This window comes from Microbacterium sp. PAMC22086 (genome assembly GCF_019443525.1).
Lineage (GTDB): Bacteria > Actinomycetota > Actinomycetes > Actinomycetales > Microbacteriaceae > Microbacterium > Microbacterium maritypicum.
The window spans coordinates 1,285,073-1,308,632 of sequence record NZ_CP080380.1; the positions used below are offsets into that span (position 1 = coordinate 1,285,073).

Annotated in this window: 27 protein-coding genes, 1 tRNA gene and 1 pseudogene; 10 read left to right on the forward strand and 19 right to left on the reverse strand. The window is 67.8% G+C overall.

Translation table 11 applies throughout. From position 1 onward, the window contains the following. Window positions 1-84: 84 nt before the first annotated feature. Window positions 85-160: transfer RNA gene (locus KY497_RS06395), tRNA-Met, on the forward strand. Here KY497_RS06395 and KY497_RS06400 read toward each other — a convergent pair. Continuing rightward, window positions 116-562: a tyrosine-type recombinase/integrase gene (locus KY497_RS06400; RefSeq protein WP_308813133.1), complete on the reverse strand. Its 447-nt coding sequence runs from the start codon at window positions 560-562 to the stop codon at window positions 116-118. The two genes, KY497_RS06395 and KY497_RS06400, sit on opposite strands and share 45 nt — an antisense overlap. A 517-nt stretch (window positions 563-1,079) precedes the next feature. On the opposite strand from KY497_RS06400, the gene KY497_RS06405 reads away from it, so the two are divergent. From KY497_RS06405 to KY497_RS06425, 5 genes and pseudogenes are all read left to right on the forward strand, one after another. Then, window positions 1,080-1,688: a DUF433 domain-containing protein gene (locus KY497_RS06405; RefSeq protein WP_219870107.1), complete on the forward strand. Its 609-nt coding sequence runs from the start codon at window positions 1,080-1,082 to the stop codon at window positions 1,686-1,688. Continuing rightward, on the forward strand, window positions 1,685-2,110 hold the full coding sequence (locus tag KY497_RS06410; protein WP_219870108.1) for a hypothetical protein: 426 nt from the start codon (window positions 1,685-1,687) through the stop codon (window positions 2,108-2,110). Before KY497_RS06405 ends, KY497_RS06410 begins: the two co-directional genes overlap by 4 nt. A 30-nt stretch (window positions 2,111-2,140) precedes the next feature. Then, window positions 2,141-2,620: a hypothetical protein gene (locus KY497_RS06415; protein ID WP_219870109.1), complete on the forward strand. Its 480-nt coding sequence runs from the start codon at window positions 2,141-2,143 to the stop codon at window positions 2,618-2,620. 137 nt (window positions 2,621-2,757) lie between these two features. Further along, window positions 2,758-2,913: a hypothetical protein gene (locus tag KY497_RS06420; protein ID WP_219870110.1), complete on the forward strand. Its 156-nt coding sequence runs from the start codon at window positions 2,758-2,760 to the stop codon at window positions 2,911-2,913. 177 nt (window positions 2,914-3,090) lie between these two features. After that, window positions 3,091-4,270: pseudogene (locus KY497_RS06425) on the forward strand (IS30 family transposase). Here KY497_RS06425 and KY497_RS06430 read toward each other — a convergent pair. The 3 genes from KY497_RS06430 to KY497_RS06440 all read right to left on the reverse strand — a co-directional run bounded on the left by KY497_RS06430 (window position 4,267) and on the right by KY497_RS06440 (window position 5,612). Then, a complete protein-coding gene (locus tag KY497_RS06430) occupies window positions 4,267-4,491 on the reverse strand; it encodes a hypothetical protein (RefSeq protein ID WP_219870111.1) in 225 nt (74 codons plus the stop codon). The pseudogene KY497_RS06425 and the gene KY497_RS06430 sit on opposite strands and share 4 nt — an antisense overlap. Before the next feature lie 12 nt (window positions 4,492-4,503). Continuing rightward, window positions 4,504-4,929 (reverse strand): hypothetical protein, encoded by a 426-nt coding sequence (locus tag KY497_RS06435; RefSeq protein WP_219870112.1) that lies wholly within the window; start codon window positions 4,927-4,929, stop codon window positions 4,504-4,506. A gap of 236 nt (window positions 4,930-5,165) precedes the next feature. Further along, entirely contained in the window at window positions 5,166-5,612 is a 447-nt protein-coding gene (locus KY497_RS06440; RefSeq protein ID WP_219870113.1) for a hypothetical protein, read from the reverse strand. A 49-nt stretch (window positions 5,613-5,661) separates the two neighbouring features. Here KY497_RS06440 and KY497_RS06445 point away from each other — a divergent pair, with 49 nt between their 5' ends. Next, a complete protein-coding gene (locus tag KY497_RS06445; protein ID WP_219870114.1) occupies window positions 5,662-5,913 on the forward strand; it encodes a hypothetical protein in 252 nt (83 codons plus the stop codon). Between the two features lie 232 nt (window positions 5,914-6,145). Here the strand turns inward: KY497_RS06445 and KY497_RS06450 are convergent, their stop codons facing one another. Continuing rightward, entirely contained in the window at window positions 6,146-6,736 is a 591-nt protein-coding gene (locus tag KY497_RS06450; protein WP_219870115.1) for a TetR/AcrR family transcriptional regulator, read from the reverse strand. A 77-nt stretch (window positions 6,737-6,813) separates the two neighbouring features. Here KY497_RS06450 and KY497_RS06455 point away from each other — a divergent pair, with 77 nt between their 5' ends. Then, entirely contained in the window at window positions 6,814-7,977 is a 1,164-nt protein-coding gene (locus KY497_RS06455; protein ID WP_219870116.1) for a hypothetical protein, read from the forward strand. Between the two features lie 95 nt (window positions 7,978-8,072). Continuing rightward, window positions 8,073-9,074: a TIGR00341 family protein gene (locus KY497_RS06460; protein ID WP_219870117.1), complete on the forward strand. Its 1,002-nt coding sequence runs from the start codon at window positions 8,073-8,075 to the stop codon at window positions 9,072-9,074. Window positions 9,075-9,163: 89 nt separating this feature from the next. Here KY497_RS06460 and KY497_RS06465 read toward each other — a convergent pair whose 3' ends face one another. The 8 genes from KY497_RS06465 to KY497_RS06500 all read right to left on the reverse strand — a co-directional run bounded on the left by KY497_RS06465 (window position 9,164) and on the right by KY497_RS06500 (window position 17,861). Next, the gene (locus KY497_RS06465; RefSeq protein ID WP_219870118.1) at window positions 9,164-10,054 is read right to left on the reverse strand and encodes a siderophore-interacting protein; all 891 of its coding nucleotides are present in this window, start codon (window positions 10,052-10,054) and stop codon (window positions 9,164-9,166) included. Continuing rightward, window positions 10,051-11,883, reverse strand: coding sequence for an ABC transporter ATP-binding protein (locus KY497_RS06470; RefSeq protein ID WP_219870119.1), 1,833 nt, complete (start codon window positions 11,881-11,883; stop codon window positions 10,051-10,053). Before KY497_RS06470 ends, KY497_RS06465 begins: the two co-directional genes overlap by 4 nt. Next, entirely contained in the window at window positions 11,876-13,513 is a 1,638-nt protein-coding gene (locus tag KY497_RS06475; protein ID WP_219870120.1) for an ABC transporter ATP-binding protein, read from the reverse strand. The genes KY497_RS06470 and KY497_RS06475 overlap by 8 nt, the downstream gene beginning before the upstream one ends. Next, window positions 13,510-14,298, reverse strand: coding sequence for an ABC transporter ATP-binding protein (locus KY497_RS06480; RefSeq protein ID WP_219870121.1), 789 nt, complete (start codon window positions 14,296-14,298; stop codon window positions 13,510-13,512). Before KY497_RS06480 ends, KY497_RS06475 begins: the two co-directional genes overlap by 4 nt. Window positions 14,299-14,309: 11 nt before the next feature. After that, window positions 14,310-15,413: an iron chelate uptake ABC transporter family permease subunit gene (locus tag KY497_RS06485; protein WP_219870122.1), complete on the reverse strand. Its 1,104-nt coding sequence runs from the start codon at window positions 15,411-15,413 to the stop codon at window positions 14,310-14,312. After that, complete coding sequence (locus KY497_RS06490; protein WP_219870123.1) at window positions 15,410-16,492, reverse strand: iron ABC transporter permease; 1,083 nt, start codon at window positions 16,490-16,492, stop codon at window positions 15,410-15,412. Before KY497_RS06490 ends, KY497_RS06485 begins: the two co-directional genes overlap by 4 nt. Then, window positions 16,489-16,887 (reverse strand): hypothetical protein, encoded by a 399-nt coding sequence (locus KY497_RS06495; RefSeq protein WP_258185941.1) that lies wholly within the window; start codon window positions 16,885-16,887, stop codon window positions 16,489-16,491. The genes KY497_RS06490 and KY497_RS06495 overlap by 4 nt, the downstream gene beginning before the upstream one ends. A 131-nt stretch (window positions 16,888-17,018) precedes the next feature. After that, on the reverse strand, window positions 17,019-17,861 hold the full coding sequence (locus KY497_RS06500; protein WP_219870124.1) for an AraC family transcriptional regulator: 843 nt from the start codon (window positions 17,859-17,861) through the stop codon (window positions 17,019-17,021). 110 nt (window positions 17,862-17,971) lie between these two features. Between KY497_RS06500 and arfB the strand changes: the two genes are divergently transcribed. Further along, window positions 17,972-18,412 (forward strand): alternative ribosome rescue aminoacyl-tRNA hydrolase ArfB, encoded by a 441-nt coding sequence (arfB, locus tag KY497_RS06505; RefSeq protein ID WP_219870125.1) that lies wholly within the window; start codon window positions 17,972-17,974, stop codon window positions 18,410-18,412. A 66-nt stretch (window positions 18,413-18,478) separates the two neighbouring features. On the opposite strand, the gene KY497_RS06510 is transcribed toward arfB, so the two are convergent. From KY497_RS06510 to KY497_RS06535, 6 genes are all read right to left on the reverse strand, one after another. Further along, a complete protein-coding gene (locus tag KY497_RS06510) occupies window positions 18,479-19,024 on the reverse strand; it encodes a hypothetical protein (protein ID WP_218682603.1) in 546 nt (181 codons plus the stop codon). Then, window positions 19,021-19,272 carry a hypothetical protein gene (locus KY497_RS06515; protein WP_141387457.1) on the reverse strand — a complete coding sequence of 84 codons (252 nt, stop codon included), beginning with the start codon at window positions 19,270-19,272 and terminating at the stop codon, window positions 19,021-19,023. The genes KY497_RS06510 and KY497_RS06515 overlap by 4 nt, the downstream gene beginning before the upstream one ends. Window positions 19,273-19,331: 59 nt before the next feature. Further along, entirely contained in the window at window positions 19,332-21,410 is a 2,079-nt protein-coding gene (locus KY497_RS06520) for a bifunctional lysylphosphatidylglycerol flippase/synthetase MprF (RefSeq protein WP_219870126.1), read from the reverse strand. Window positions 21,411-21,455: 45 nt separating this feature from the next. Then, window positions 21,456-22,268, reverse strand: coding sequence for a tyrosine-protein phosphatase (locus KY497_RS06525; protein WP_219870127.1), 813 nt, complete (start codon window positions 22,266-22,268; stop codon window positions 21,456-21,458). Window positions 22,269-22,358: 90 nt separating this feature from the next. Then, a complete protein-coding gene (locus KY497_RS06530) occupies window positions 22,359-23,012 on the reverse strand; it encodes a thioredoxin domain-containing protein (RefSeq protein ID WP_219870128.1) in 654 nt (217 codons plus the stop codon). 70 nt (window positions 23,013-23,082) lie between these two features. Then, window positions 23,083-23,511, reverse strand: a complete 429-nt coding sequence (locus KY497_RS06535) for a hypothetical protein (RefSeq protein ID WP_229779002.1) — start codon at window positions 23,509-23,511, stop codon at window positions 23,083-23,085. Between the last annotated feature and the right edge of the window lie 49 nt (window positions 23,512-23,560).

Genomic DNA, 23,560 nt, shown 5'->3' on the forward strand with positions numbered 1-23,560 from the left:
AGAGGCGTCATCCGCAGACTCATAGGGTTATCCCAGGCAACCATCCTGGCGGGGAAGATCACGGCCGGGTAACGTCAGTCCCATCGCGGCGATCCGGGCGGTCCCGGGCCTCAGTTCATACCTGAAGGCGTTGCGGGTTCGACTCCCGCCGTCGCGTCCACTTCGGAAGCCCCATAGCCCTTGATTCCTCAAGGGCTACGGGCTTCTTCGTGCTTCCGCTGTCGCCCCGTGACAACAGATTGACAGCATTCGCCGCGGTGCGTGCCTGATCGAGAGCATCCGAGACCGCGCTCAGGTCGTCGTCGAACAGGTCTGCGTAGACGTCGAGAATCATGGCCGCGGACTTGTACCCAAGCATTCGTTGCACGGGCTTCACGGTGGCGCCAGCCGAGATCGCAAGCGAGGCTGCCGTGTGCCGCAGGTCGTGGATCGTCATGCGGGGAGCTCTGCCGTCTCGAGCGCGGTGACGAACCAGGATCGGGATCCTTTGCTCGTGCGCGGCCGCGGCACATGCACTACTCTGTCGCCGAAGAGGAGCGCATCGCGTGGCTTGCCTTCGCATTCCCTCGCGATGGAGAGCGACAGGAATGCAGGGTAGGGACGGCGACAGGATCGCCGATCACGCCGAGCCTGCATTCGTCAGCGCTGCAGCAGACGCCGTGATACCCGCCTCGCACGCCCCGGCCTCATCGCACAGCAGACCATTGGACCCGCCACCGTCCGCTACCGCGACCGCGCCGCACTCCTCAGATGGTTCCAGCCCGAACACCTCGACGAACTCGACGCCATCACCCGCAGCGGCAACGTCCGCACCGTGATGCTCGCAGCAGGGATACCGCTCGCATGACCACAACACCCGGGGGTATGCCCCGATCGTCGCTCAACGGGCCACCTCCCGCTCGACGTGCTCGCGTCTCTCTCCGGGGCAATTCGCATTCTGTTCGCAGTCGCATTGTTTCGCATTCAGCCAACGGCAGGCGACGACGCGCTCTCCGATGCTGTCGCCCACTGGCAGGTCGCAATCACGATGTGGGGTGATGCCTGTAGCATGCACTCATGTCGAAGCAGGGGGTGCAGGCGTGGCTTTTCCGCTGCTGTTGACCAGCAAGCTCACAGGCGCCACCCCCTCCCAGCTGCAGCGGTGGGCGCGCGAAGAGCTCCTTGTTCCCGGTGTCAAGTCCAAGCGGCCGCCGCTCTGGTCGTACCAGGACCTTCTCGCGCTCCGGACAATGGTGTTCCTGCGTGCCAGTACGTCTTCGCAGCGGCTCAGGAAGGCGTGGGGAAACCTCCCCGTCGTGGACCTCACTGACCATCCGTCGAAGTATCGGTTTGGTACAGACGGGAAGGCCATCTTCGTCGAAGGCCCGGACGGCTATATGGACCTGACTAACGTGCCCGGCCATGCGATCACCAAATACACCTTTGAAGAGCTCTTCGACGAGTTTGAAGACTTCCGCGGTAGGCCGATCGTAAACTTCCGACAGCCGTCACAGCACCTCACCGTCCATCCCGAACGGCTTGGCGGCTGGCCAACGGTCGACGGCACCCGTGTCGGATTCGACTCAGTCGCGCGGCTGGTCGACTACGTCACCGTATTCCCTGAGGATGTCTCTGAGTACTATCCCGCGGTATCTGCGTCTGCAGCCTCAGACGCGGTGCGCTTCAATGAGGAAGTTCAGGTCGCGTGAGTATCACTCGGCCCCGTGTTTACATCGACGAGAACCTGCCTCACCAGATTGCAGGTTCGCTCGCGCGAGCCTTCCGGTCGGCGATTTTCAGCTCGCACAAGGATGAGAAGTTGACGGGAGTTCTCGACCTGCCTCTGTTCGAGCAGTTGCAGGACAGGGAGTTCGACGCGATCATCACGCGCGACATTGCTCAGTCGATCACCACCACCGAACGAGACGGGCTGCGTGCCGCCGGCCTCCACTGGGTGGGGGTCCGCGAGCCCAAGTCAGCTGCCGGGCTGGCGTTCCACGGGGCTATCCTGTCATCAGTTGCCGCAACCATCCCCACGCTTCTAGCGGGCTTCGCATCGACCCCGCGTGCCTACTTCGTCGAGTGTGAGCATCTGAAGTGGCAACAGCCAATCCGTGTTGAGCCCCTCTGAGCTGGAATCCGGCTTCGCTATGCTCGCCGCATGACCGATGAACACTGGACCGAAGCGGACGATGCCAAGCTCGCCATGCACGCTCTACCCGCTGAGCACCCTGTTGCGCTCACTGTGGGCGTCTGGAACGCCCTCGACGACGTCGCGCAGCATGCCGAGACGTTGTCATTCTGGGTCACTCCGGAGTCGCGCACGCAATGGGGAGATTTCTCCGCTCTCGCAGATGGCCTCTCCGACGAGACGCTGAGCGTCGTATCGACGGCGCGACAGAAAAAGAGCGCGCCGGATGTCGCGTACGTGTGGCTCATCCGGGAGGAGACGGGTGCAAACCCACGCATGACACATGGACCCGAGGACGTCACGATCGCTGCCGTGTTCACCTGGATATGGAGGCCGGAGCTAGGGGGGTGGCGCCTGCACGCCGTGGGTGATCAGATGCCAGCGCCCGAGGATCTGCCGCGCACATCGGCCGGGGACGCTCCGGCAATTGGCTCGGTTCGTGTTCCATGAAACATGCGGTGCGTGCGGGGTGAGGATGGAACGATCAGCGAAGGCAACGAGGCGAAGGGCAGGGGACGATGGGCTACCGCGTTCGAATCAGCGAAGGAGCACCGATCGCAGAGGCGCTCGCGATGAGGCTCAACCAGATGGAAGCGGACATCGCATCGGCGGCGCCGGAGGAGCAGCGCGACACCGCGCTCCACGAGATGTACAAGTTCTTGGGTGCGCTCGTGCAGGCGGTGCATCAGCTCGAGACGGGTCAGTTGCCGGAGGTGTCAACTCCACCCGCGGGAGACGCATGATCTAGACCGCAGCCCCGCTAGGACGGCAGAATCCCCTCACGTAGCCGCTTGAGTTCCATGGGTCGTTGCAACACCTGATGTATTCGGGAGTTGTAGATGGAGTTCGAGATTCGTCCGGTTCGGTCGCCGCAGGGGCGTCGAAAGCTGGTGGCAGAGCGTCAGCGCTACTTTGAGTTGATGCAGCAGGGGTGCTCAAGTCGGGCCGCCTGCCGCGCGGTGGGCATCAACATCAAGACTGGTCGCGAGTGGCGCAACGGCCCCTCGAAACGCAGCAACAAGAAACAACCCCGCCCACGATCACCGAGACCGGTGATCGTGGGGGGCTGTTGTGCCGTCTCGGTACCTGTCTGAGGAGGAGCGGATCTTGATCGCTGACCGACGGCGGATGGGATGGGGCGTGAGGCAATTCGAGGCGGAGGTCGAGAGGTCTCCGTCAACGATTAGCCTGGGGTTGCGAAGGAACGCACCACCCACGGTCTGGGGACTATCGACCACACGCAGCCCACGCACGGGCAATGAGTCGTTTGCCTCGCCCGAAGCCGGGGAAGATCGCCCAGAGCGCGGAACTACGCGCCTACATTCAGGAGAGACTGGATCGGCGGTGGAGTCCGGAACAGATCGCGAAGATGTTGCGAATCGAGTTCCCATACAGGGAGGAGATCCGCGTGGCCCCGGAGACGATCTATCTTGCCTTCTACATTCAGGGCCGTGGAGAGCTTCGCCGGGAGCTGCACAAGGCATTGCGCAGCGGGCGAGCCAGGCGCAAGCCGCGCCGGCAAGCGCAGCAGCGGCAGCCCCACTAACGCGACCCGATGGTCATGATCAGTGAACGCCCGCCCGAGGTCGACGACCGTGCCGTTCCTGGGCATTGGGAGGGTGACCTCATCATCGGACGAAACCAGAGGTCCGCGATCGGAACCCTGGTTGAACGCACCACCCGCTACGTGATGCTCGTCCACCTCCCGGGCGACCACGGTGCCGAGAAGCTATGCGCGACGCACTCACTACGACCATCGAGAGACTCCCGTCCCACCTGATGAAGTCCCTCACCTGGGATCAGGGCAGCGAGATGGGCAGCCACAAAGCCTTCACCGTCGACACCGGTATCCCCGTCTACTTCTGCGACCCCGTATCACCCTGGCAGCGCGGCTCCAACGAGAACGCCGATGGCCTACTCCGCCAGTATTTCCCAAAAGGCACTGACCTCTCTGTGCACGACCCCGCAGACCTCGAGCGAGTCGCTCACGAAATCAACACCAGACCCCGAAAAACGCTCGACTGGGACACCCCAGCCGAGCGTCTTTCCCAACTGTTGGACACAGTTGCGCAGGTCAGTATCGGCGCGATTGCTCGCTAGTTCAGAGATGCTGGATCAGCAGCCGCCCGGTGCGAGGCTTGCCTCTTGCGAAGCCGGCGCATCAGGACTGTCACGATCGGCAAGAGCACGATCACCGTGGCCGCGACCACGAGGTACTCGTTCAGGCCGAGCGTGACGCCAAGAAGAAGCAGGATCAGGAGCGACGAAACATAAGCACCTGCGCCCAACAGGGCGGCGCGCAGAATCTCTCGCGTGTTCATTTCAGGCCCCATTCATCCGGTAGCAGCTTGAATCCAGCCGAATACGATGGTAACCCCTACTGAGGTGATGACTCCACACGTCAGGCTGTTCTTGGCGCACCAGTCCTGGGTTGCCTGGTACCCCTTCGCGACATAGGGCCAGATGTTCGTCCCATTGGTCACCTGGAACTTGATCACAGGTCGCTGCATTGCCGTGTTCCACTCGTACACCGTGTACGACGACTTACACGTCTTAGGATTCTTGCTCCCCCAGTTTGTACTCCCACAGATGGCCCATCGTTGCGGACCCGCCTTCGCAGCAGCCGCCGATGCCGCGGCCAGTGCTGCACCGGGTGGGGCCGAGACGCTCACGGCTTCCCTTGCTGCCGGGGCAGAGGCTGTTGCCGAAGCAGGTGCTGCAAGCCCGATGGTCATGAGCAGCGCGAGCGTGATGCCCACGACGGCATGGGGTGTTCGACGCATGGTGTCTCCGATCTATCTTGACTACGCGGACATCAGAGAATGTCCACGTAGTCAAAATAAATGGACCGCGACCAATATGTCTGTCCCCTCTTCGGACGACAGACTATCGACCATGTCCGATTAGATGGAAGACATCCTTTCTTCGTGTTGCAACGACCGTCAGAATCCGCCCCGACAGGTCGCGTGGGGGATTTCTTGCGTGCACGCGACGCTCAGGCCGCAGGGGGAGAGTTGAGATGTTTCAGATCGCGGAGAATGTCGTGGACCGCGCGCTCTGCCTCGACCGCGTCGCGAAGGAACTGCTCCTTGCTGTCGTCCGCGACGAAGTCGCGTAGTTCTTTGTCGGTCTTCGTGACTCGACGCTGCCACATGTTTGGTACCCGATCAGGCCCGAGAAGTGCGATCAGTGCCAGCGTCTCGGCACCCATGTCCTTCCTGACCACGGGATCGGTGTGTCCTCCGCGAGCTTCGAGGATGGAAAGGCGCTTGGCGGCTTCGAGCTCCACCAAGAGGCGAGCCTGGGATGCCGCGTTGCGGCGGTCATCCTCGGCGATCTTGATCGCGTTCTGCCGGTCCTTCGAGGCGATCCGCAGAGCGACGAGTGATGCGCCAACTGCTGCGAGCACGGCAACGACTTGAATCCAATCTCCGAAAGTCATGGAAGCACCGTATCGGGTCTCGGGCGCCCGCTCGCTACCCTCGGGCAGTATGGACAGCCTGATCGAAGACGTCGTCCGCCGAGTTGTCCGCGAAGAGATAGTTGCAGTGCTCGGCGAGCAGCCGTTCCGCCTGGCCCTGCCGCTGCCCGACGCCGCCACGGCCGCCGGCTACAGCCTCGAGACCATCCGGAAGGCGATCCGAGAGAACGAGCTAGTGCCGTCCTACGCAAACTCGAAACCGGTGGTCATGGTCGACGAGCTCTCGCGGTGGCCTCGCAGCCTGCCTGACGAACCGCGATGATGATAGCCCGATGATCCCCATCCGGGAATCGTCGCACCTCGGCGAGCAGGGGCAGTGGTGACAACACCGTGACAACAGAACCCGTGATCGAACTCGATTCAACCTGATCCGAGTGAGCGAGAATGACTTCTTCCGGGCGAGCAGCGGAACATGCGCATCGTCCTGCGGGTGTGCGTAGGGTTCGACTCCCGCCGTCGCGTCCAAGAATCCCTGCCGGGATGCGATCCTGCTCTCACGGGTGGGGCAGGACTGCCGTCAGGTGCCCGAGAAACGCCTTCTCGTCGAAGTCGTCGACGATCGTGAGCTGCAGGGCGAACCCCGGGATGATGCTCATCAGGATCGGCGTGGCAGCGCCTGCCCATTCGGCGGCGGGCATCCCGAGTCGGGTCTCGTTCACCTCCGCCCAGCGAGTGAGGGCGGTGGACACCGTTGCTCGCACGCGGCCGAGGACCCCCTGCAGGATGGCTCTCAGCTCGGGATCGACGGTCGCCTCGCCCCACGTCTGGATCAGCACGTCGAGCGGCGCGTTCGCACGTACTCCTGACGCGAGTGTCCGCACGATCTCAGCGGGGGAGAGCACATGCGTCTGCCCTGCCGCCGACAGCTCCGCCCGTCGATCGTCGAGGACGCGCTCGGCGACGGCCTTCAGAAGTTCCTGCTTGCCGGAGAAGTAGAGGTAGATCGCGCCAGCCGACAGTCCGGACTCGGAGATGATGTCGGCCATCGTCGTGCGCTGATATCCACTGCGGCCGAAGCAGCGCAGTGCGGCGGCCATGATCTCCGCGCGTCGCTCTTCGCGCTTGGCCTCGCTGATCTTCGGCATGCATCACTCCCGATTGACAAGAGTAGTCAGTGCTCCAATAATAACGAATGAACATTCGTTTTTGAAAGGTGCCGATCATGTCGTCTTCTGCTGAGACCGAGCGCACACCATGGTGGCGGCTGCCGCTGATCGCCGTCGCAATGTCGCTGTTGGTCGGCGTGGTGCTGCTCGCGTTCTCCTGGCCGGCGGTGAACGCCGACCCGAAGGACCTCCCGATCGGCATCGTGGGTTCTGCTGACCAGATCGAGCAGGTCGGCGCAGCGATCGACGATCAATCCGATGGGGCGATCGCGTTGATCGAATACGACGACCGTGATGCAGCGGTGGACGCGATCGAGCATCGGCAGGCATATGGGGCGATCGTGCTCCCGGCGTCCGAGGGTGACGCTCCTGAGATGTTGACGGCGACAGCTGCGAGCCCCGTCGTCGCCCAGATGCTCCAGTCCGTCGCGCAGCAACAGCAGACGCAGATCGACGCTCAGATCCACTCGGCGATCGAGGCCAAGCTGTCCGGACTGCAGGAGGCGTTCGCCGCGCAGATGAAGGCGGCTCTTCAGGCGGTCATGTCGGGGCAAGCACCGCCGTCGCCGCCCGAGGGTGCAGCACCGGTCAGCATCCCCACCGTCACAGTGACAGTCACCGACATCGTGCCCCTGTCCGATGGTGATCCTCGGGGTACCGGGTTGACCGCCGCGATGTTCCCCATGGTCATCGGCGGCATGATCGGCGGCATCGCGATCACGCTTCTCGTCAAGCTGGGCGGTGCACGGCGCGTGGTCGCCGTCATCCTCTACGCTGCCGCAGCCGGTCTCGTCCTCGCGGGGATCCTGCAGGGGCTGTACGGAGCGCTTCAAGGGAGCTACGGGCTCAACGCCGCGGCCATCGCGCTCGCGATCGCAGCGATCTCCTCGACGATCACGGGGCTCGCCGGTCTCATCGGGCCCGCAGGAGTGGGAGTGGGCGCTGCCTTCACCATGCTCGTCGCCAACCCCATCTCAGCCGCGACGACGCCCGTCGAGTTCCTGCCCACGCCGTGGGGCGCGGTCGGGCAGTGGCTTCCGCCGGGAGCTGCAGCCGCGCTCCTGCGGAACCTGTCCTACTTCCCCGAGGCGGACACGGGCTTCTCGTGGCTCGTCCTGGCCGTCTGGGCGGCTGCGGGCGTGGCGCTGACGCTGGTCGACGTCCCCGGTCGCCGACTCGCGGCAGGGGAGACCGCCGCAGCGCACCCGCTGACCGTGTGACCTCGCGGGGTGAGGCGCGCTTGCGCTGAACGCTCGGGCGCCCCCATGCTTTCGGCTATGACGATCGCATGCGGCACGGAGACGAGGCCTGGGGCATGTCGAGACTGACGCAGACGCTGATCCCGAGGTCGCAACGTCTTTCGGCGGAGGATCTGAGCGACGTGCTCGACCTGAGCGTGGGAGACAGGCTCAGCAAACGAACCGGGTTCCTCATCATGCTCACGCTCTCGGGCGTGATCGCGATCGCGGGAGTGCTGACCGATTCGACTGCGACCGTCATCGGCGCCATGATCATCGCTCCGCTCGGAACGCCGATCCTCGGAATAGCCTGGGGCATCGTCACCGGGCACATCAGATTAGTCGTGTCCTCGATCCTCTGGGTCCTCAGCGGGGTGGGCATCGTCGTCGCCCTCGGGCTGGTGTTCGCCGCCTTCGTCGCGACGCCGGAGAGCCTGTCCACCAATTCGCAGGTGATCGGGCGGACATCGCCGAGCCTGATGGATCTGATGGCTGCCCTGGCGACCGGGTTCGCCGGCGGCTTCGCGATGTGTCGAAAAGATCTCAGCGCTGTGCTCCCAGGAGTGGCGATCGCCATCTCCCTCGTGCCGCCGCTGGGCGTGGTCGGAGTGTGCGCAGGCCAGGGGCAATGGCCGGAAGCCGTCGGGGCGCTGGTCCTGTTCCTCTCCAACGTCTTCGCCCTGGTGATCGCCGGCAGCATCGTGTTCACGATGGCGGGGTACGCCCGCGACCCCGGCTCGTCGCCCACCGCGAATCGACGCCGCGCGTACGCGATCGTCGCGACCCTGGGACTCATCATCGCCGTCCCGCTCGCCGCGAACTCGATCGCCTCGATCGCGGTGGCCCGCTGGTCGGTCGACATCCAGAACGTCACGGCCGACTGGGTCGGCGCAGACCCGGAGGCCCACATCCACGGTGCGGTGCAATGGAGCGGGCTCACCGCGACCGTCTTCCTCACGACCCCGGATGGCTCGACCCCGCCGATCGGCGAGCTGCGGGAGGAGATGGCGAAGGCGATTCCGTCCTACGTCGGTGTCGTCGTCGATGTGGGCCAGGCCACGGAGCTCACCGTGCAGTGAGTCGCGACGGGTTTCTGCCCCGGTCGCACCTCACGTCGTCAAGCGCCTGGCGAGCGGCAGCCAGTGCGACCGCAAGTGAGTGTCGCCCCTCACAGCCCCAACTGGTCCAGCCGCTCCTCGAAGCGCACCTGCACGTCTTCCGGCTCATCGCCGTCGGACTCGGCCCAGATCGCATCCAGCTCCTTCTGCACCGACTCGGGCAGGGCGGCGAACTTCTCGTCCCACGCGACGACCGGCGTCCAGTAGCCGACGACCTTGAAGCGGGTCGCGGGCAGGGCGAGCTCCTTGCGCAGGTACTTGCGCACGTCGCGCAGCGCCACGGTCTCACCGGCCACCCAGACATAGCCTTCGTCGAGCGGAAGCCGGTCGTCGACGATGCCGCGCACGAGCGGACCGAGCGCGCTGGGACCGTGGCCGTTGCCGCCGACCACCCAGGTGACCTCGACGTCGGCGCCCACCTCGAGAGCGACGCGGTCCGCCTCGCTCGGCACTTCGAGCACGACCCGCGTGCGCACGCCCTCCGGGGCCTCGGCGATGATGCGCGCCACAGCCGGAAGCCCGGTGAGGTCGGCGACGAGCACCTGCCACGTGATGCCCTCCGGCGGCGAGTACAGGCCCGTCGGGGAGTTGAACCCGAGCACGTGGCCCGGCTCCGCCCGCGCGGCCCAGGGGCCCGCGACACCTGCCTCGTGGATCACGAAGTCGATGTCGAGTTCACCGGCGTCCGGGCGCACGCCGCTGATGGTGTACGTGCGCATCGGGGCCTCGGGCGCCCCCTCCGGCGTCTCCCACCAGTCGCCCGCCGGCACCGGCAGCGACACCTCCTTCGGGTCGTCGCCGTGCGGGAAGAACACCCGCACGTATTCGTCGCCGATGCCGGTGCTGAGGAAGTCGGCGACGCCCTCGCCGCCGAGCGTGACGCGGACCAGGGTCGGGGTGAGGGTGGTCGTGCTGCTGACGATGCCGCGGTGGATGCTCACGGAGTCTCCGTCTCTGTAGGGCGAATCTCTTCGGTGGGGGATGGGTCGGTGGGGGATGGCCCGGTGCGGGTGGATGTGCTGCGGGTCTGGGCGAGCCAGGAGTCGCGGTAGAGCCCTTCGGTCGCGAGGAGCTCTTCATGCGTGCCGCGCTGCGTCATCCGTCCGTCGGCGAAGACGACGATCTGCTCGGCGGTCACTGCCTGCTGCAGTCGGTGGGCGATGAGCACCGCCGTGCGTCCCTCTCGCAGCGCCACGATCGCGTCTTCGACGGCGTCCCGGTGCTGGAGCCCGACATCGGCGGTGGCCTCGTCGAGGATCACCACATCCGGGTCGGCGAGGAAGGCGCGGGCGACCGCGAGCTGCTGGATGCGCCCCTCGTCGAGCGGTACGACGGAATCGGCGGACGAACTCTCGCCCTCTGCGGACTCCTCACGACGCATCGCCTCGACCGCCCACTGCGCCCCGACCGCCCGCAGCGCCGCCGCCATCTCCTCGCCGCTCGCTTCGGGGGCGACGAGGCGCAGGTTGTCGGCGATCGTGCCTCGGAAGTGGTGCAGCTCCTGCGACAGGTAGTACGGGGCGTCTGTGCGGGACGCCAGGTGCACGCTTCCCGACGTCGGCGGGTGATGCCCGGCGATGACGCGCGCCAGCGTGCTCTTGCCCGACCCCGAGGTGCCCACCAGCGCCGCCGTGGTGCCGGGGTCGACCCGCAGGTTCACGCCGCTGATCCCCCGGCCGGTGGTGGGGTAGTGGAACGTCACGTCCCGCACCTCGATGCCCGCGGATGCCGGTGGTGCAGCTTCCGTCTCCGGGCTCTGGGCGGCCGGCGCGGGCGCGAGATCGATGACCCCGACGAGTCGCGCGAGACCGATGGCTGCCCGCTGGATGTCGTCGAGTCCGAAGATCAGCTGTCCGACCGGGCCGAACAGGCGATGGAACAGCAGCGCAGCAGTGGTGACCGCGCCTACCGTGACAGCGCCGGCGGACTGCAGCAGGAATCCGGCGCCGAGGATCGCGGCCAGCCCGACGAGCTCACCGCCGTTGATCCAGCGGAACAGACGATTCGTCACCCGCACGCCCTCGATCTGCATGTGGATCGACGCCACCGCGCGCTCGCGCACCCGCTCGAGAGCGGGCTCCTGCTCGTTGAACGCGGTGAGGGTCTCGATGCCGTCCACCGTGTCGAGCACGGCCTGGCTGCGGGCGGCCTCGCGCACCCGCACCTCGCGGAACACCACACGGGACTTCCGCAGAAAAGCGCGCGTACCGAGGATGTAGAACGGCGCGGAGGCGAGCCCCGCGAGCGCCAGCCAGGGATCCAGAGCGGTCAGCGCGACCACCGAGACGCCGATCGCGAACCCCGCCGACAGCAGGGTCGGAGCGACGTTCCCTCCGGCTTCGGCAACGGCATCGACGTCACCGGTCACGCGGGAGAGCAGGTCGGCGCTCTCGCCGTCGTCGACCGCGCTGACGGGCAGCCGCATCGCCGAGGCGAACACGTCTTCACGCAGGCTCGCGAGCATGTCCTGCACCAAGCCGGTGAGCACGCGCACGGCCCACAGCATCACCACAGCGGCGCCGATGGCACCCAGACCGGCCCCGGCGACCCACCCGGCGATGGTCGCGAAGCCGGCGTCGGACGACACGGCATCGACGATGCGCCCCAGGCACGCGGGCATCACGATCCCGAGAGCGGATGCCGCGAGGAACAGCGCGGCGACAGCGGCGCTACGACCGGGATGCTGCCGCAGCAGCCGACCCACGACGGCCCGCACCCGAGCGCCGGAGGCGATCGGGAGCAGAGCGGCGGTCGAGGTCGAGTCACTCATGGCGTCCATACGATCCTTCGGAGGGAAGCTCGACGACCCGGTCGCAGGCTCCGAGCAGCACCGGCGAGGTGGTGATCACGATCACGGTCTCGGTGTGCTCTGCAAGGGCGCGGGCGATGTGCGCCTCGGTGATGGCGTCGACGGCCGAGGTGGGCTCGTCGAGCACGAGCACGTCGGCCTCCGCGTGCAGGGCTCGGGCGATGCCGATGCGCTGGCGCTGTCCGCCCGAGAGGCGTCGCCCGGCCTCTCCTACCTCTGACTCCCACCCTCCGACCTGCACCACGGTGTCGTGCAGCGCCGCCATCTCGATGAAGGGCGCGTGCGGCTGGTCCTCCACGCCGTGACCGCGCACGGCCTCGCGCAGGGAGCCGCTCACGATCGTCTGCCTGTGCGGAGGGGCGACGACCCGACGCCGATACTCGACCGGGTCGAGGTCGGTCAGATCGTGCAATTCACCGTCGATCGCGAGCGCGACCCGGCCGCGGTCGGGTCGGGTGCGCAGACCGAGCAGGCGCGAGAGGGCACGGGCCGTGTCGCTGTCGGCGGGACGGATGCCGAGCAGTTCGCGCTCGCGCACCTCGACGGGCGCGGAGGCGGATCCCGCGCGGAAGGTCAGGACGACGTCCTCCGCCGGTCGTGCCGGGGCGGCCGCCGCGACGGGCGCATCGAGCAGGTCGTCGGCGTCGATCACCTCGGCGAGTCGCTTGGCCGAGGCGAGCTTGTGGATCCAGTTCGAGGGGAAGGAGCCCGCATACGCGAGGTAGCCGCTGATGAACTGGGCGAGCCCGAGCACCGTGACCAGCTCGCCGATGCTGATGCGGCCCTCGGAGGCGAACCAGGCCGACATACCCGCCAGCGCGGTGGTCGCGATCGCGGCCAGCGTTGCGCTCACCGCCTCGTATGACGCGAGGGATCGGCCGGCCGCCGTGGCGGCGCGTCGAGAGGTGTCGCTCGCGGCGATGTAGCGGCGCACGGCCTCCTCGCGGGCGCCGATGCCCACGAGCACCCGGAATCCGCTCATGAAGTCGGCGGCGACCGCCCCGGCCTCGGTGGCCGCCTGCTGCTCGACGAGGCCACGGCGTTCCAGCGGGCGCGACACGGCCTGCATCACGAGCATCATCGCGATGGTCGAGCCGAATACGACGAGCGTCGCGACGGGCGAGATCACCAGCATCGCGAGACCGGCTCCGAGGATCGCGGCGATCGTGGAGCACTGCTGCGCGACCGACCAGGCGACCCCGGCGACCCGGTAGGTGTCGGACGTGACGAACGTGAGGGCCTCACCGGGGGCCACTGTGCGGCGGGAGAGCCGCGGTCGCAGCATCCGGGAGAGCGTGAGGTGGCGCAGCGCCTGCTCGCCGTAGCCGTAGATCGACACCATGAGGCGGGACGCCGACTGGTAGCTCAGGGTCAGGACGAGGAACGTGCCGACCAGCACGCCGAGCCAGAGCGCGAGAGCTGCGGGGTCGGCGGGGAGCACGGCGCGGTCGATCGTCGCGCCGATGATCACGGGGATCGTCGCCTCGGCGAGCGCATGCACGATGAGCAGCGCGGTCGCTCCGGCGAGGGCGATGCCACGCCCCTCCGACTTCAGCGCGATCCCGAAGAGCCTCCGCGGCGTGGGCGTCACGGTGTCCGCCGACCGAGCGGGAGCACCAGCGGCGTCCCGGAGACGGGGTCGGTGATCACACGACACGGAAGGTCGTACACGGCGTGTACGAGCTCGGCCGTGATGATCTCGCGCGGATCGCCCTGCGCCACGATGGCCCCGTCGCGCATCGCCACGAGGTGCGTTGCGTAACGGGCCGCATGGTTGAGGTCGTGCAACACGGCGACGAGCGTGGTGCCGCTGCGGTGCAGGTCGGCGAACAGCTCCATCAGGTCGATCTGGTGCGCGATGTCGAGGAAGGTCGTCGGTTCGTCGAGCAGCAGGTGCGTGGTCTGCTGGGCGAGGGCCATGGCCACCCAGACACGCTGCCGTTGACCGCCGGAGAGCTCGTCGACCAGGCGCCGCGACAGGTCGGTCACCCCGGTCGCGGCCATGGCCTCGGACACGGCGCGTTCGTCGGCGCTGCTCCACGTGCGCAGGGCGCTCTGGTGCGGGAACCGCCCGCGACCGACGAGATCGGCGACCGTGATGCCGTCGGGGGCGATGGACGACTGCGGGAGCAGACCCAGCTTGCGGGCGACCTCCTTCGGCTTGAGCGAACGCAGTTCGTCGCCGTCGAGCAGCACGGCGCCGGTGGTCGGGCGCAGCAGCCGGGCGAATCCGCGCAGCAGGGTCGACTTGCCGCACGCGTTGGGTCCGATGATGATCGTGAACGAGTTGTCGGGAACCTCGAGAGTGAGGTCGGAGATGATCGGGGTGTCCCCGTAGCCCAGCGTGATGTCGCGGGCCCGCAGCGAAGCGGTCATGGGTGTTCCTTTCAGGTGCGGCGCGCGTACTGGGCAGCGAGCAGCCAGGCGAGATAGAGGCCGCCGACCGACACCGTCACGACGCCGACCGGCACAGCGACGAGCTGGGCCACGGCGTCCGACACCACGACGAGGGCGGCGCCGGTCAGCATCACGGGCACCGTGCCCATCGGGGTGTTCGAGCGGGTGAGGCGCTGCGAGATCTGCGGGGCCGCGAGGGCGATGAAGGAGATGGGGCCGGCCGCGGCGGTCACCAGCGCGACCAGGGCGACGCCGAACACCATCGCAGCGAGGCGGGTGCGACCGGGACTGATACCGAGAGCTGTCGCCGCGTCGTCGCCCATCTCGAGCACGGGAAGCGTGCGGGCGAGGGGGAGGGAGAGCAGGGTCACGATCGCGAACACGATCGCCGCCGGGATCAGCTGGTCGAAGCCGAGCGAGGCGATCGAGCCCGCGCCCCAGGTCGCCGCCATCATGGCCTTCTCGACGCTGACCGAGATCAGGATCCACGAGGTGAGGGATCCGAGTCCCGCCGAGACGCCGATGCCGACGATGATGAGCCGGAACGACGACATCGTGTTCTTGCTGGCGAGCACGTAGACGAGCAGCGCGGTGAACAGGCCTCCGACGAGCGCACCCGCCGCCTTGAACATGTAGGTGTTCAGCTCGAAGACGATCATGACCAGCGTCACACCGAACTGTGCGCCGATGCCGAAGCCGATGATGTCGGGGGAGCCGAGCGGATTGCGGGTGAGGGACTGGAAGATGCCGCCGGCGAGCGCGAGGGCTGCTCCGCACAGCACCGCGAAGAGCACGCGCGGCAGGCGCCACTCGAAGACCACCTGGCGGATGTCGGGGTCGGATGCGGGGTCGAAGATCGCTCGGATGACGGCCGCGACGTCGACCTCGTAGGCGCCGAGAGTCATGGAGAACAGGCCCGTGCCGATGATCACGACGACCAGCAGGATGCTGACGACGACGGAGCGCACCGGGATGAGCGCGGCGATCCGCGCGGTCTCGATCCGGAACAGGCGGCGTCCGTGATCGACCGGCACGAACGCGGCAGGCGCGGCGTCTGCGCGGGGTGCAGCGACGGGCTTCTGGTCGATGCTCACAGGCCGCTCACCCGCTTGCGACGCACGAGCATGATCAGGATCGGGGCTCCGAGGAGGGCCGTGACGATGCCGACGCGCATCTCCCCGTTCGGGAGCACGATGCGGCCGAGGATGTCGGCGAACAGCAGGAAGGCGGGGCCGATGATCATCGAGTACCCGAGCACCCAGCGCTGGTCGGGGCCGGTGAACCAGCGGACGACGTGCGGGATCATGAGCCCGACGAAGGCGATGGGTCCGGCGGCGGCGACGCTGGTTCCGGCCAGCAGGGTGACGGCGATGATGACGAGGATGCGAGTCACGCGCACACGTGCACCGAGGGCCTGCGCCAGGTCGTCGCCGAGGGCCAGGGCGTTCAGGGAGCGCGCGCACAGGAGTCCGATCAGGAGACCGGCGACGATCAGAGGCACGGCCCAGGTGAGCTGGTCGAGGGTGCGTCCACCGATCGAGCCGACGCCCCAGAACCGCATCACCTGCAGGGTGCTGTGGTCGCGCAGCACGATCGCGGTGGTGAAGCCGGTGAAGGCCGCGCCGAGGGCGACGCCGGCGAGGGTGAGCTTCATGGGGGTCGCCCCCGAGGCTCCGAACGAGCCCAGTATGTAGACGAGCATGGTGAGGACGAAGGCTCCGCCGAGGGCGAAGGGCACGTAGGCGCCGGGGGCGGTGAGGCCGAGCACACCGACGGCGAACGTGACGGCGAAGGATGCACCGGCGTTCATACCGAGGATGCCGGGGTCGGCCAGCGGGTTGCGGGTGAAGGCCTGGATCAGGCCGCCGCACACGGCGAGAGCAGCACCCACGACGATGCCGAGCAGCGTGCGGGGCACGCGCAGCTCCATGATCATCAGATGAAGCGGGTTCTCGTCGCACGAGAAGAGGGACTGCAGCACGGTGGCAGGGTCGATCGCACGGCTGCCGACCGCGAGCGAGGAAATGGCGGCGATGACCAGCACCGCCACGGAGATGACCAGTCCCGTCGCGAGCGTCCCGTTGCGGTGCGGGGAGTCGTCCGTGCGACTCCCCGCACCCGTGTTCGAGACGTCCGTGCCGTCGTGCGTCGCCAGGGACATCTCGGGGGTCACCTGCCGGTGATGGTCGGTTCGCCCTGCAGCGCGGCGGCGAGGTCGTCGACGTACTTCGGCAGGATGTACTTCAGCGAGAGCACGGTGGGCGCGCTGATGGCCGAGGCCTCGGCGGCGTCGCCATAGATCACGTAGGAGCCGTTGGCGATCGGGTTCCAGCGCGACATCACCTTGTTCTCGACCGTGTAGGCCCCTTCGTCCGCGCTGCCGCCCCAGGCGGCGAACAGGTCGGCCTCCACGTCGTAGAGGTTCTCGAGGCTCACGCCGGTGTACCAGTTGTCGCCCTCGGCGGTCTTGAGGAAGCTGTCCATCGCCGAGGTCGAGGTGAGTGCGGCGACGATGTCCGCCGACATCCACCCGAGGGTGACGATGCGCTGCGGCTTCTCGGGGATCACGGTCCCTCACACATCGATGCTAGGACGCGGATGCGGCGCCCAGTGTCGTGGGAGCGACGACTTGTGTCGCTGAACCGACAAAGAGGGTTCGCAGTCGCCCACGCACGGTCGCGATCAGGACCGCTGCGGGGTCACCGCCAGTAGGGCTGGTGCGCCGCGTCGGCCTGCACGCGTGCCACGTGCTGCCGGGGAGTGAGGCCGAAGCGCTCCTTGAACGCCGCGGAGAAGGCGCTCGTCGTGGCGTAGCCGCAGCGGTGCGCGGCCGCACCGATCGGGGTGCCGTCGACGATCAGTCGCGCGCCGAGGGTCATGCGTACGCCGGTGCGCCATCGCCCGAAGCTCAGGCCCACGTCGTGCTGGAAGATGCGCAGCACCGTGCGCTCGTGGAGCCCGTGCGCGAGGAAGAGCTCGATCGCGCTGCGGGGGTCACCGGGGTCGGCGAGCACGGCCTGAACCAGCGGGACGACCCGCTCATCCGCAGGCATCGGCACCTCGCCCCAGTCGCTGGCGGCCTCGGGCAGCGGCTGCTGCAGCATCTCGATGAACACCGACTGGATGCGCACGCGCAGGTCGGTGGGCATGTCGTTGATGCCGAGATGGAGGAGCATCTCCTGCACGGCGCGCGGTACCAGCACCCGGGTGATGTCATCGATCGGGGCGATCAGCGACGAGTCGGGAATGTAGGTGTAGCAGCCGATGGAGTCGGGTTCGTGATGGGCCGTGTGCGGGGTGCGCGCGGGGATCCACACCCCCTGTCCGGGGGCGAGGCGCCACCGTGCGTCCTGCAGGTGCACCCACACCGAGCCGCGGTAGCACCAGGCCAGCATCGGATCGGCGTGGCTGTGCGGCGGAGAGAGTGGGCGGGTGCCGGTGTCGTCGGCGGTGACCACGCCGGTGCCCATCAGGTACGGCGCGTTCACGGTCGACGGATACGTGGGGCTCGCCGCCCAGTCGTCCTGCCGATATGAGTTCATTCGTGCTCCGCGCGACGGCCGCCCCGAACGCTCGGGAAGATCGGTTCTGCCACCTCCGCCATGCTAACGGGGTGAGGCGCGACTGCTCCGTGAGGACCGATGATGGAGGCATGCCTTCCGCCCATCGCCCCGGTCTGCGCGTCTCTTCGGATCTCACGATCCCCGAGGCCGAGCTGTCGTGGCGCTTCTCGCGGTCTTCCGGGCCCGGAGGGCAGGGTGTGAACACCGCCGACTCGCGTGTGGAGCTCGTCTGGGATGCGGCGAACTCGACGGTGCTCTCGCCGCATCAGCGGGAACGGCTCCTCGACCGGTTGAGCGGCCGTCTGGTGGATAGCGTGCTGACGATCGCCGCATCCGAGCACCGCGCGCAGCTGCGCAACAGGGACGCGGCGCGGGACCGGCTCGTCGCTCTGGTGGCCGAGGCGCTGCGCCCGCCGGCACCTCCGCGACGTCCGACGAAGCCGAGTCGGGGATCGAAGGAGCGTCGGCTTGAGGCCAAGCAGCGGCGCACCGACGTCAAGAGCCTGCGTCGGCGCCCCCGCGACGACTGAGGGAGCGATCGTCCGAGGCCATCCGGAGATCGGCATATACGGGGGCGCTATCCGGAAGACGCCCTGTCAGGGCGCGGTCCCGGGGGTCTCGGAGACCGGGATGCCGGTGTCGCGCACGAAGTACACCCAGGGGAACGCCGAGCATCCGAGCTCCCACCCCTCCGCGCGCTCCGCCGCCCGAAGGGGGCGCCAGACGCTTCGACGATGGTCCCACCGGGTGTCGCTGCGGACCATCCGATGTGCGGATGCTCCGGCTCCGATGGTGTGCCAGCCTTCGCGCCCGGCGAGTTCCAGCTCACCCATCTCATCGAAGACGCTCACCGGACCGAGCCAGCGCTCGCTGTCGTCGTCGTCCTGCGCCTCGGCGAGGTGGCCGAATCGCTGCTGCGCCGCTTGACGGGACATGCCGAGCTCAGCGCCGATCGTCGCCCAGCTCGCCCCTGCTGCCCGTGCGGAGAGCACGGCGCGCCGCAGAATGCCGCGCACCTCGTCTTCGGTTCGGGCGCTCGCCGCGATCAGGGCGATGTGGTCTTCCGTCGTGAGAGACGTCTTGTCGGCGACCCCGGCTTCTGCGAGGACAGCGTGACCGATCGCGTCGCTGAGCGCGCTCACTCCACGGTTCCGCGGCTCGGGAGCCACTGCCGGCGTCGGGCGCGCCGGGTGCCGTTCCCGACCCCCCAGAGGTAGGTCCCGACGAGCATCGCGCCGATGCCGACGCCCTGCACGAACCCTCCGCCGAACCCGCGGAGGTCGAAGCCGATGGACAGCAGGAGCGTCGCCGCTCCCGTGGCGAGAAGCGCGATGCCGATCGCGGTGGCGATTCGTTCCGGTCGCGAGGCGGGCTGAGGTGTCGTCGTCATGGTGTCAATCTATGGTTGACACCAATGGTTGTCAACCACTTGTTGACAACGGGTGTCACTCAGTCCTTCCCGCCCCGCACGAGTTCGAGCCCGGCACCCGCGAACTGTCGCAGCGTCGCATCCGGCAGGAACGCCCTCGTCAGGGCTCCACCGATGCGGGTGAGGTCGCTCTCGTCGCGGAAGAGGAGATACATGGTCTCGTAGCGGGGGTGGAACTTCTGCTTGAACCGATGCAGCGACCCGAAGCCGTACACCGGTTCCAGGGCATCGGCCAGCCGGTCGCTCAGGGCGGCGATCATCCCGGCGTCCGGCGGATAGTCGTGGGCGAGTGGGGCTCCCGAGAGCGACATGATCTGCGCACCCTCGTCGGCGAACTGCCGTGCCGAGGATCCGATCAGGTACTCCATCACGGGTCCGAAGCCGCCCTCCCTGCGACGCATGAGGTCGAGGGTCCAGCCGCGCACGGCACCCTCGTCGCCGTACACGGGCAGCCAGGAGAGGAACCCGTCGACGTCGCCGTTGGGCGCGAGGGCCAGGGCGAGCCGCACCTCCGGGTCCTCGGCCTCATCGAGCGTGCCGAGGGTGAAGCGCATCTCCGGCAGATCCTTGTCGCCGACCCAGGCCTCCGAGATCGCACGCAGCTGCTGCTGCACACCCCAGGACTCCGCCTTGAGCTGCGTCATCCGGAAGGTCATGTCCTCCCGGCCGGCCTTGTTGAGCGATGTGCGCACCGAGTTCCAGCGCTTGCCCGTGAACTCCAGTCCCGGCAGGTCGACGATCGTGTCGTCGTCGGCGACGACGATGCTCCGCCAGCTCGGGGGCACGGCGGCGCGGGTGGCTTCGTCCGCGCTGAAGAAGCAGGGGACGAGACCGGCCAGCTCGGCCGCGTGGATGAAGTCGGTGACGGCCTCGGCGCGCGCCTCCGAGGGGCCGATCGGATCCGCCAGTGCCAGTGCCACACCGTTGCGGCGCTGGTAGGCCACGATGCCGCCGTTCACCCTGGCGTAGTTGTTGCCGTCCCACGTCGTCATCCACGAGAGCGTTCCGCCGCCGTGCGTGCGCAGCTCGTGCTTCACGTCGTCCACGGTGGGCGCGGGCTGGATGCCGAGCTTCGCACGGCGCTTGGCCCGGAAGGCACGGCGCACCCAGACCAGGTACACGAGCATGATCAGCCAGAGGAAGCCGTTGGCCAGCTCGAGCTCGGTCTCTCCATCCCAGCGCACGTCGAGCTGAGCTTGGCTGAACACGGTGATCAGGGTGAGCACGAGGGCGGCGATCACGACGTTGAAGATCCCGAGCAGGAGCGCGAGCACCCACGCGAAGCGTCGGCCCCGGCGCAGGCCGTTCACGAGCACGAGGATCACGACCAGGTCGATCGCGAGGCTGATGAATCCGCCGGAGACGGGTTCCGTCGGGCCGAACGGGCCGTCGGTAGGCAGGAGCGTGGTGATGATCTCGACCGCGCCGAGCACCAGCATCGCCACGACCGCGATCAGCCGCAGCTCGCGCACGGTGGTGTGCCGAACCCGCAGCGTGCGGTCCACGACGAGGATCAGCAGCACGGCGAGCAGATGCTCGAGGTCGGCGACCTTGCCCCAGAAGAGCATCGCGATGAACACGAAGCCGAGCAGGATGAGCCAGCCGCGTACCCTCCACGGCGGGCGGAAGAGGCCGACCGCCGCGGCGATGCACGCCATGGTGCCGCCGGACGCTCCCACGTCGAGCGCCTGCGCCTGCTCGGTCGCCCAGGCCCAGGGGAACTGCGAAAGCAGGTACAGCAGCAGTGCGGTGGCGAAGATCGCGAACAGCTGACCGATTGCGTAGTAGGCCACCGCCACGCGCGATCCGCGACGGTACTCCAGGTAGGCCATTCCCCAGAAGCCGGCGATCGTGAACACGTACACCCAGGGCTGATTCACGAAGAACGTGCCGGTGACGGGCGTCCACCACTTGCCGTCGACGAGGTTCGGCAGTCCGTAGGCGACGGTCTTGAACAGTGCCGTGTCTTCGAAGGGCGACCAGAGTCCACCCCAGATGATCCCCACCACGAGGATGAGCAGCACCATCGTGAGGGTCGCCGGGATCCGTCGGACGACGGCGATCCACGGACGCGGAGAGGGGGAGTGCTCCTCAGCCATGCGCTCAGCGTAGCGAGGGAGGCCCCGTCTCCGCGGAGGCCGCTCCTACTCGCCGCGGAGAACCCGGCGGAGATCGGCGATCTCCTCAGCGGCCATGCCGCCGCTCCGCAGATACCCCGCGACATCGCCGTGGTTCGCGATGATCCAGTCCATCGCCGCCTCGATGGCCGACGCCGGAGACTTGGTCGCCAGGGTCGTCAGCGCCGGGGTGAGCGGAACTCCGAGCGAGGTGATCAGCCCCGTGAGCGCTTCGGCGAACCCGCGCGCGAGGTTCTTCTCGGTCAGCGTGTAATCCGCGACGATCGCCTCTCGAGGCACCTCGGCGACGAGCAGCAGGATCGCGGCGGCGAGACCGGTGCGGTCCTTGCCCGCGGTGCAGTGGAACAGCACGCCGGGCCGAGTGGTGCGGGACGACTCCAGCACCGTGCGGGCGATGGTCGCGAACTGCGCTGCACTCGCCTCCAGGATCGAGATGTACAGCTCCTCCAGGGTGGGCACCCGCTTCAGCACCTCGGCGACCTGGGTCACCGAGAGTCCGGCGCTGCCAGCCGCAGGGAGCAGCTTCTTGACCATCTCGTCCATCGCGCCGCCCTGCATGGGCAGAGCCAGCAGCGTCACGCTGCCGTCATCGGGCAGACGATCTGCGGCACGGGCACGCTCGCCATCGGTGCGCAGATCGATCACGGTGCCGATGCGGAGGTCGGCGAGCGCCTGCAGCCCCTCGTCGGCGAGCGAAGCGAGGGCATCCGACCGGAAGAGGAGGCCCGATGCGAGCCGACCGCCTCCGGAGGTCGGGAACCCGGCGAGTTCACGAGCGTTGTGTGTCGTCTGCAAAGCGGTCGAGATATCGATGGTCATTCTGGCCCTCTCCTGGGTATGCGGCCAGAATATCGGTGCGGCGGGACCGCGCGGCTTCGACACGGAAGCGGCGCGACCCCGCCAGCCGGGTCAGCCGTTCACGGCCTTCTCGATGGCCTCCTCGACGTCGTCCCACTCCTGCAGCTCGACCTTCACACCATCCACGAAGAAGCTCGGCGTGCTGTCCACCCCGAGCTTCTCGCCATCGGCCTTGTCGGACTGCACGCGCTCCGCGGTGGCCGCATCCGCGATAGCCGCGTCGTACGCGGCCATGTCGAGGTCGAGCTCCTCGGCGAACCCGCGGAACACCTCGGGCGTCTCCTCGGACTGCTCGCCCCACTGCGCCTGGGTCTCGAACAGGCGGTGGTACATGTCCTCGAAGCGATCCTGCTGACCGGCGGCCTCCGCGGCCAGGGCCGCCTGGGTGGAGTTGATGTGACCGGGCAGGGGGAAGTAGCGCACGACGTAGGTGATCTCGCCGTCGTACTTCTCTCGGAGATCTTCGACGACGGGGTAGAACGCCGCGCACGCCTCGCACTCGAAGTCGAGGAACTCGACGACGACGACGGCGCCCTCGCCCCCGTCGTCGAGCACATGGGAATCGGTGCGGACGGTCGGCTTCGGCTCCCCGCCTTCGGCCGGTGCGGTGGGTTGTTGCTGGCTGATCGCGAACACGACACCGGCGATCAGCAGGACGATGGCGACGGCGATGGCGATCAGGGTCGCTTTGACAGAGTTCTTCATGGGGTCTCCAGACACAGGGGTACGACGAGGGAAGGATGCCGCCGTGGGCGGCTCGATGCGCGCGTCGGTGTCAGGTACGGGAGATCGAGAGCTGGGTGAGGGTGAGAGCCGGGACGATGACGAGCGGACCGGCGCGGCGCGGCGACGACGTGCCGAGGTCCCGGGTGCCGAGCGGTCGGGTTCTGTGGGCGATGAGCCGCCGGAACACCAGGACCAGCGCGACCCCGCCGAGGACGGCGAGCACGCAGATCCCCACGCTCGACGAGAGCACATCGATCGTCGTCGTCGCCTCCTGGCCGTCTGCGACGGGCGCGGCCCCCTGCGATTCCGAGACACCGGAGGCGAGGCACAGCGTCGCGTGCACATCGGCGGAGCCACGAGAGGTCGACCACGCGCCCACGACGAGCAGGAGCGCGAGGCCGACGGCGATGATCACCCGGGCGACCAGCATCCGCTCGGCCCGCGCTCGCGGCATCAGATCCGGAGAGGGGGGCAGCATTTCCCGCGCAGTCTAGCAACGGAGCCTCTGCCGTCTCCGGGGCCGTGGC

Coding starts and splice junctions, on each gene's coding strand:
- KY497_RS06440 (WP_219870113.1), bottom strand. CDS start 5,612: ATGACTTTCGGAGATTGGATTCAAGTCGTTGCCGTGCTCGCAGCAGTT.
- KY497_RS06455 (WP_219870116.1), top strand. CDS start 6,814: ATGTCGTCTTCTGCTGAGACCGAGCGCACACCATGGTGGCGGCTGCCG.
- KY497_RS06520 (WP_219870126.1), bottom strand. CDS start 21,410: ATGGCTGAGGAGCACTCCCCCTCTCCGCGTCCGTGGATCGCCGTCGTC.
- KY497_RS06525 (WP_219870127.1), bottom strand. CDS start 22,268: ATGACCATCGATATCTCGACCGCTTTGCAGACGACACACAACGCTCGT.
- arfB (WP_219870125.1), top strand. CDS start 17,972: ATGCCTTCCGCCCATCGCCCCGGTCTGCGCGTCTCTTCGGATCTCACG.
- KY497_RS06430 (WP_219870111.1), bottom strand. CDS start 4,491: ATGAACACGCGAGAGATTCTGCGCGCCGCCCTGTTGGGCGCAGGTGCT.
- KY497_RS06515 (WP_141387457.1), bottom strand. CDS start 19,272: ATGACGACGACACCTCAGCCCGCCTCGCGACCGGAACGAATCGCCACC.
- KY497_RS06400 (WP_308813133.1), bottom strand. CDS start 562: ATGCGAAGGCAAGCCACGCGATGCGCTCCTCTTCGGCGACAGAGTAGT.
- KY497_RS06415 (WP_219870109.1), top strand. CDS start 2,141: ATGACCGATGAACACTGGACCGAAGCGGACGATGCCAAGCTCGCCATG.
- KY497_RS06470 (WP_219870119.1), bottom strand. CDS start 11,883: ATGAGTGACTCGACCTCGACCGCCGCTCTGCTCCCGATCGCCTCCGGC.
- KY497_RS06480 (WP_219870121.1), bottom strand. CDS start 14,298: ATGACCGCTTCGCTGCGGGCCCGCGACATCACGCTGGGCTACGGGGAC.
- KY497_RS06420 (WP_219870110.1), top strand. CDS start 2,758: ATGGAAGCGGACATCGCATCGGCGGCGCCGGAGGAGCAGCGCGACACC.
- KY497_RS06450 (WP_219870115.1), bottom strand. CDS start 6,736: ATGCCGAAGATCAGCGAGGCCAAGCGCGAAGAGCGACGCGCGGAGATC.
- KY497_RS06445 (WP_219870114.1), top strand. CDS start 5,662: ATGGACAGCCTGATCGAAGACGTCGTCCGCCGAGTTGTCCGCGAAGAG.
- KY497_RS06530 (WP_219870128.1), bottom strand. CDS start 23,012: ATGAAGAACTCTGTCAAAGCGACCCTGATCGCCATCGCCGTCGCCATC.
- KY497_RS06460 (WP_219870117.1), top strand. CDS start 8,073: ATGTCGAGACTGACGCAGACGCTGATCCCGAGGTCGCAACGTCTTTCG.
- KY497_RS06500 (WP_219870124.1), bottom strand. CDS start 17,861: ATGAACTCATATCGGCAGGACGACTGGGCGGCGAGCCCCACGTATCCG.
- KY497_RS06535 (WP_229779002.1), bottom strand. CDS start 23,511: ATGCTGCCCCCCTCTCCGGATCTGATGCCGCGAGCGCGGGCCGAGCGG.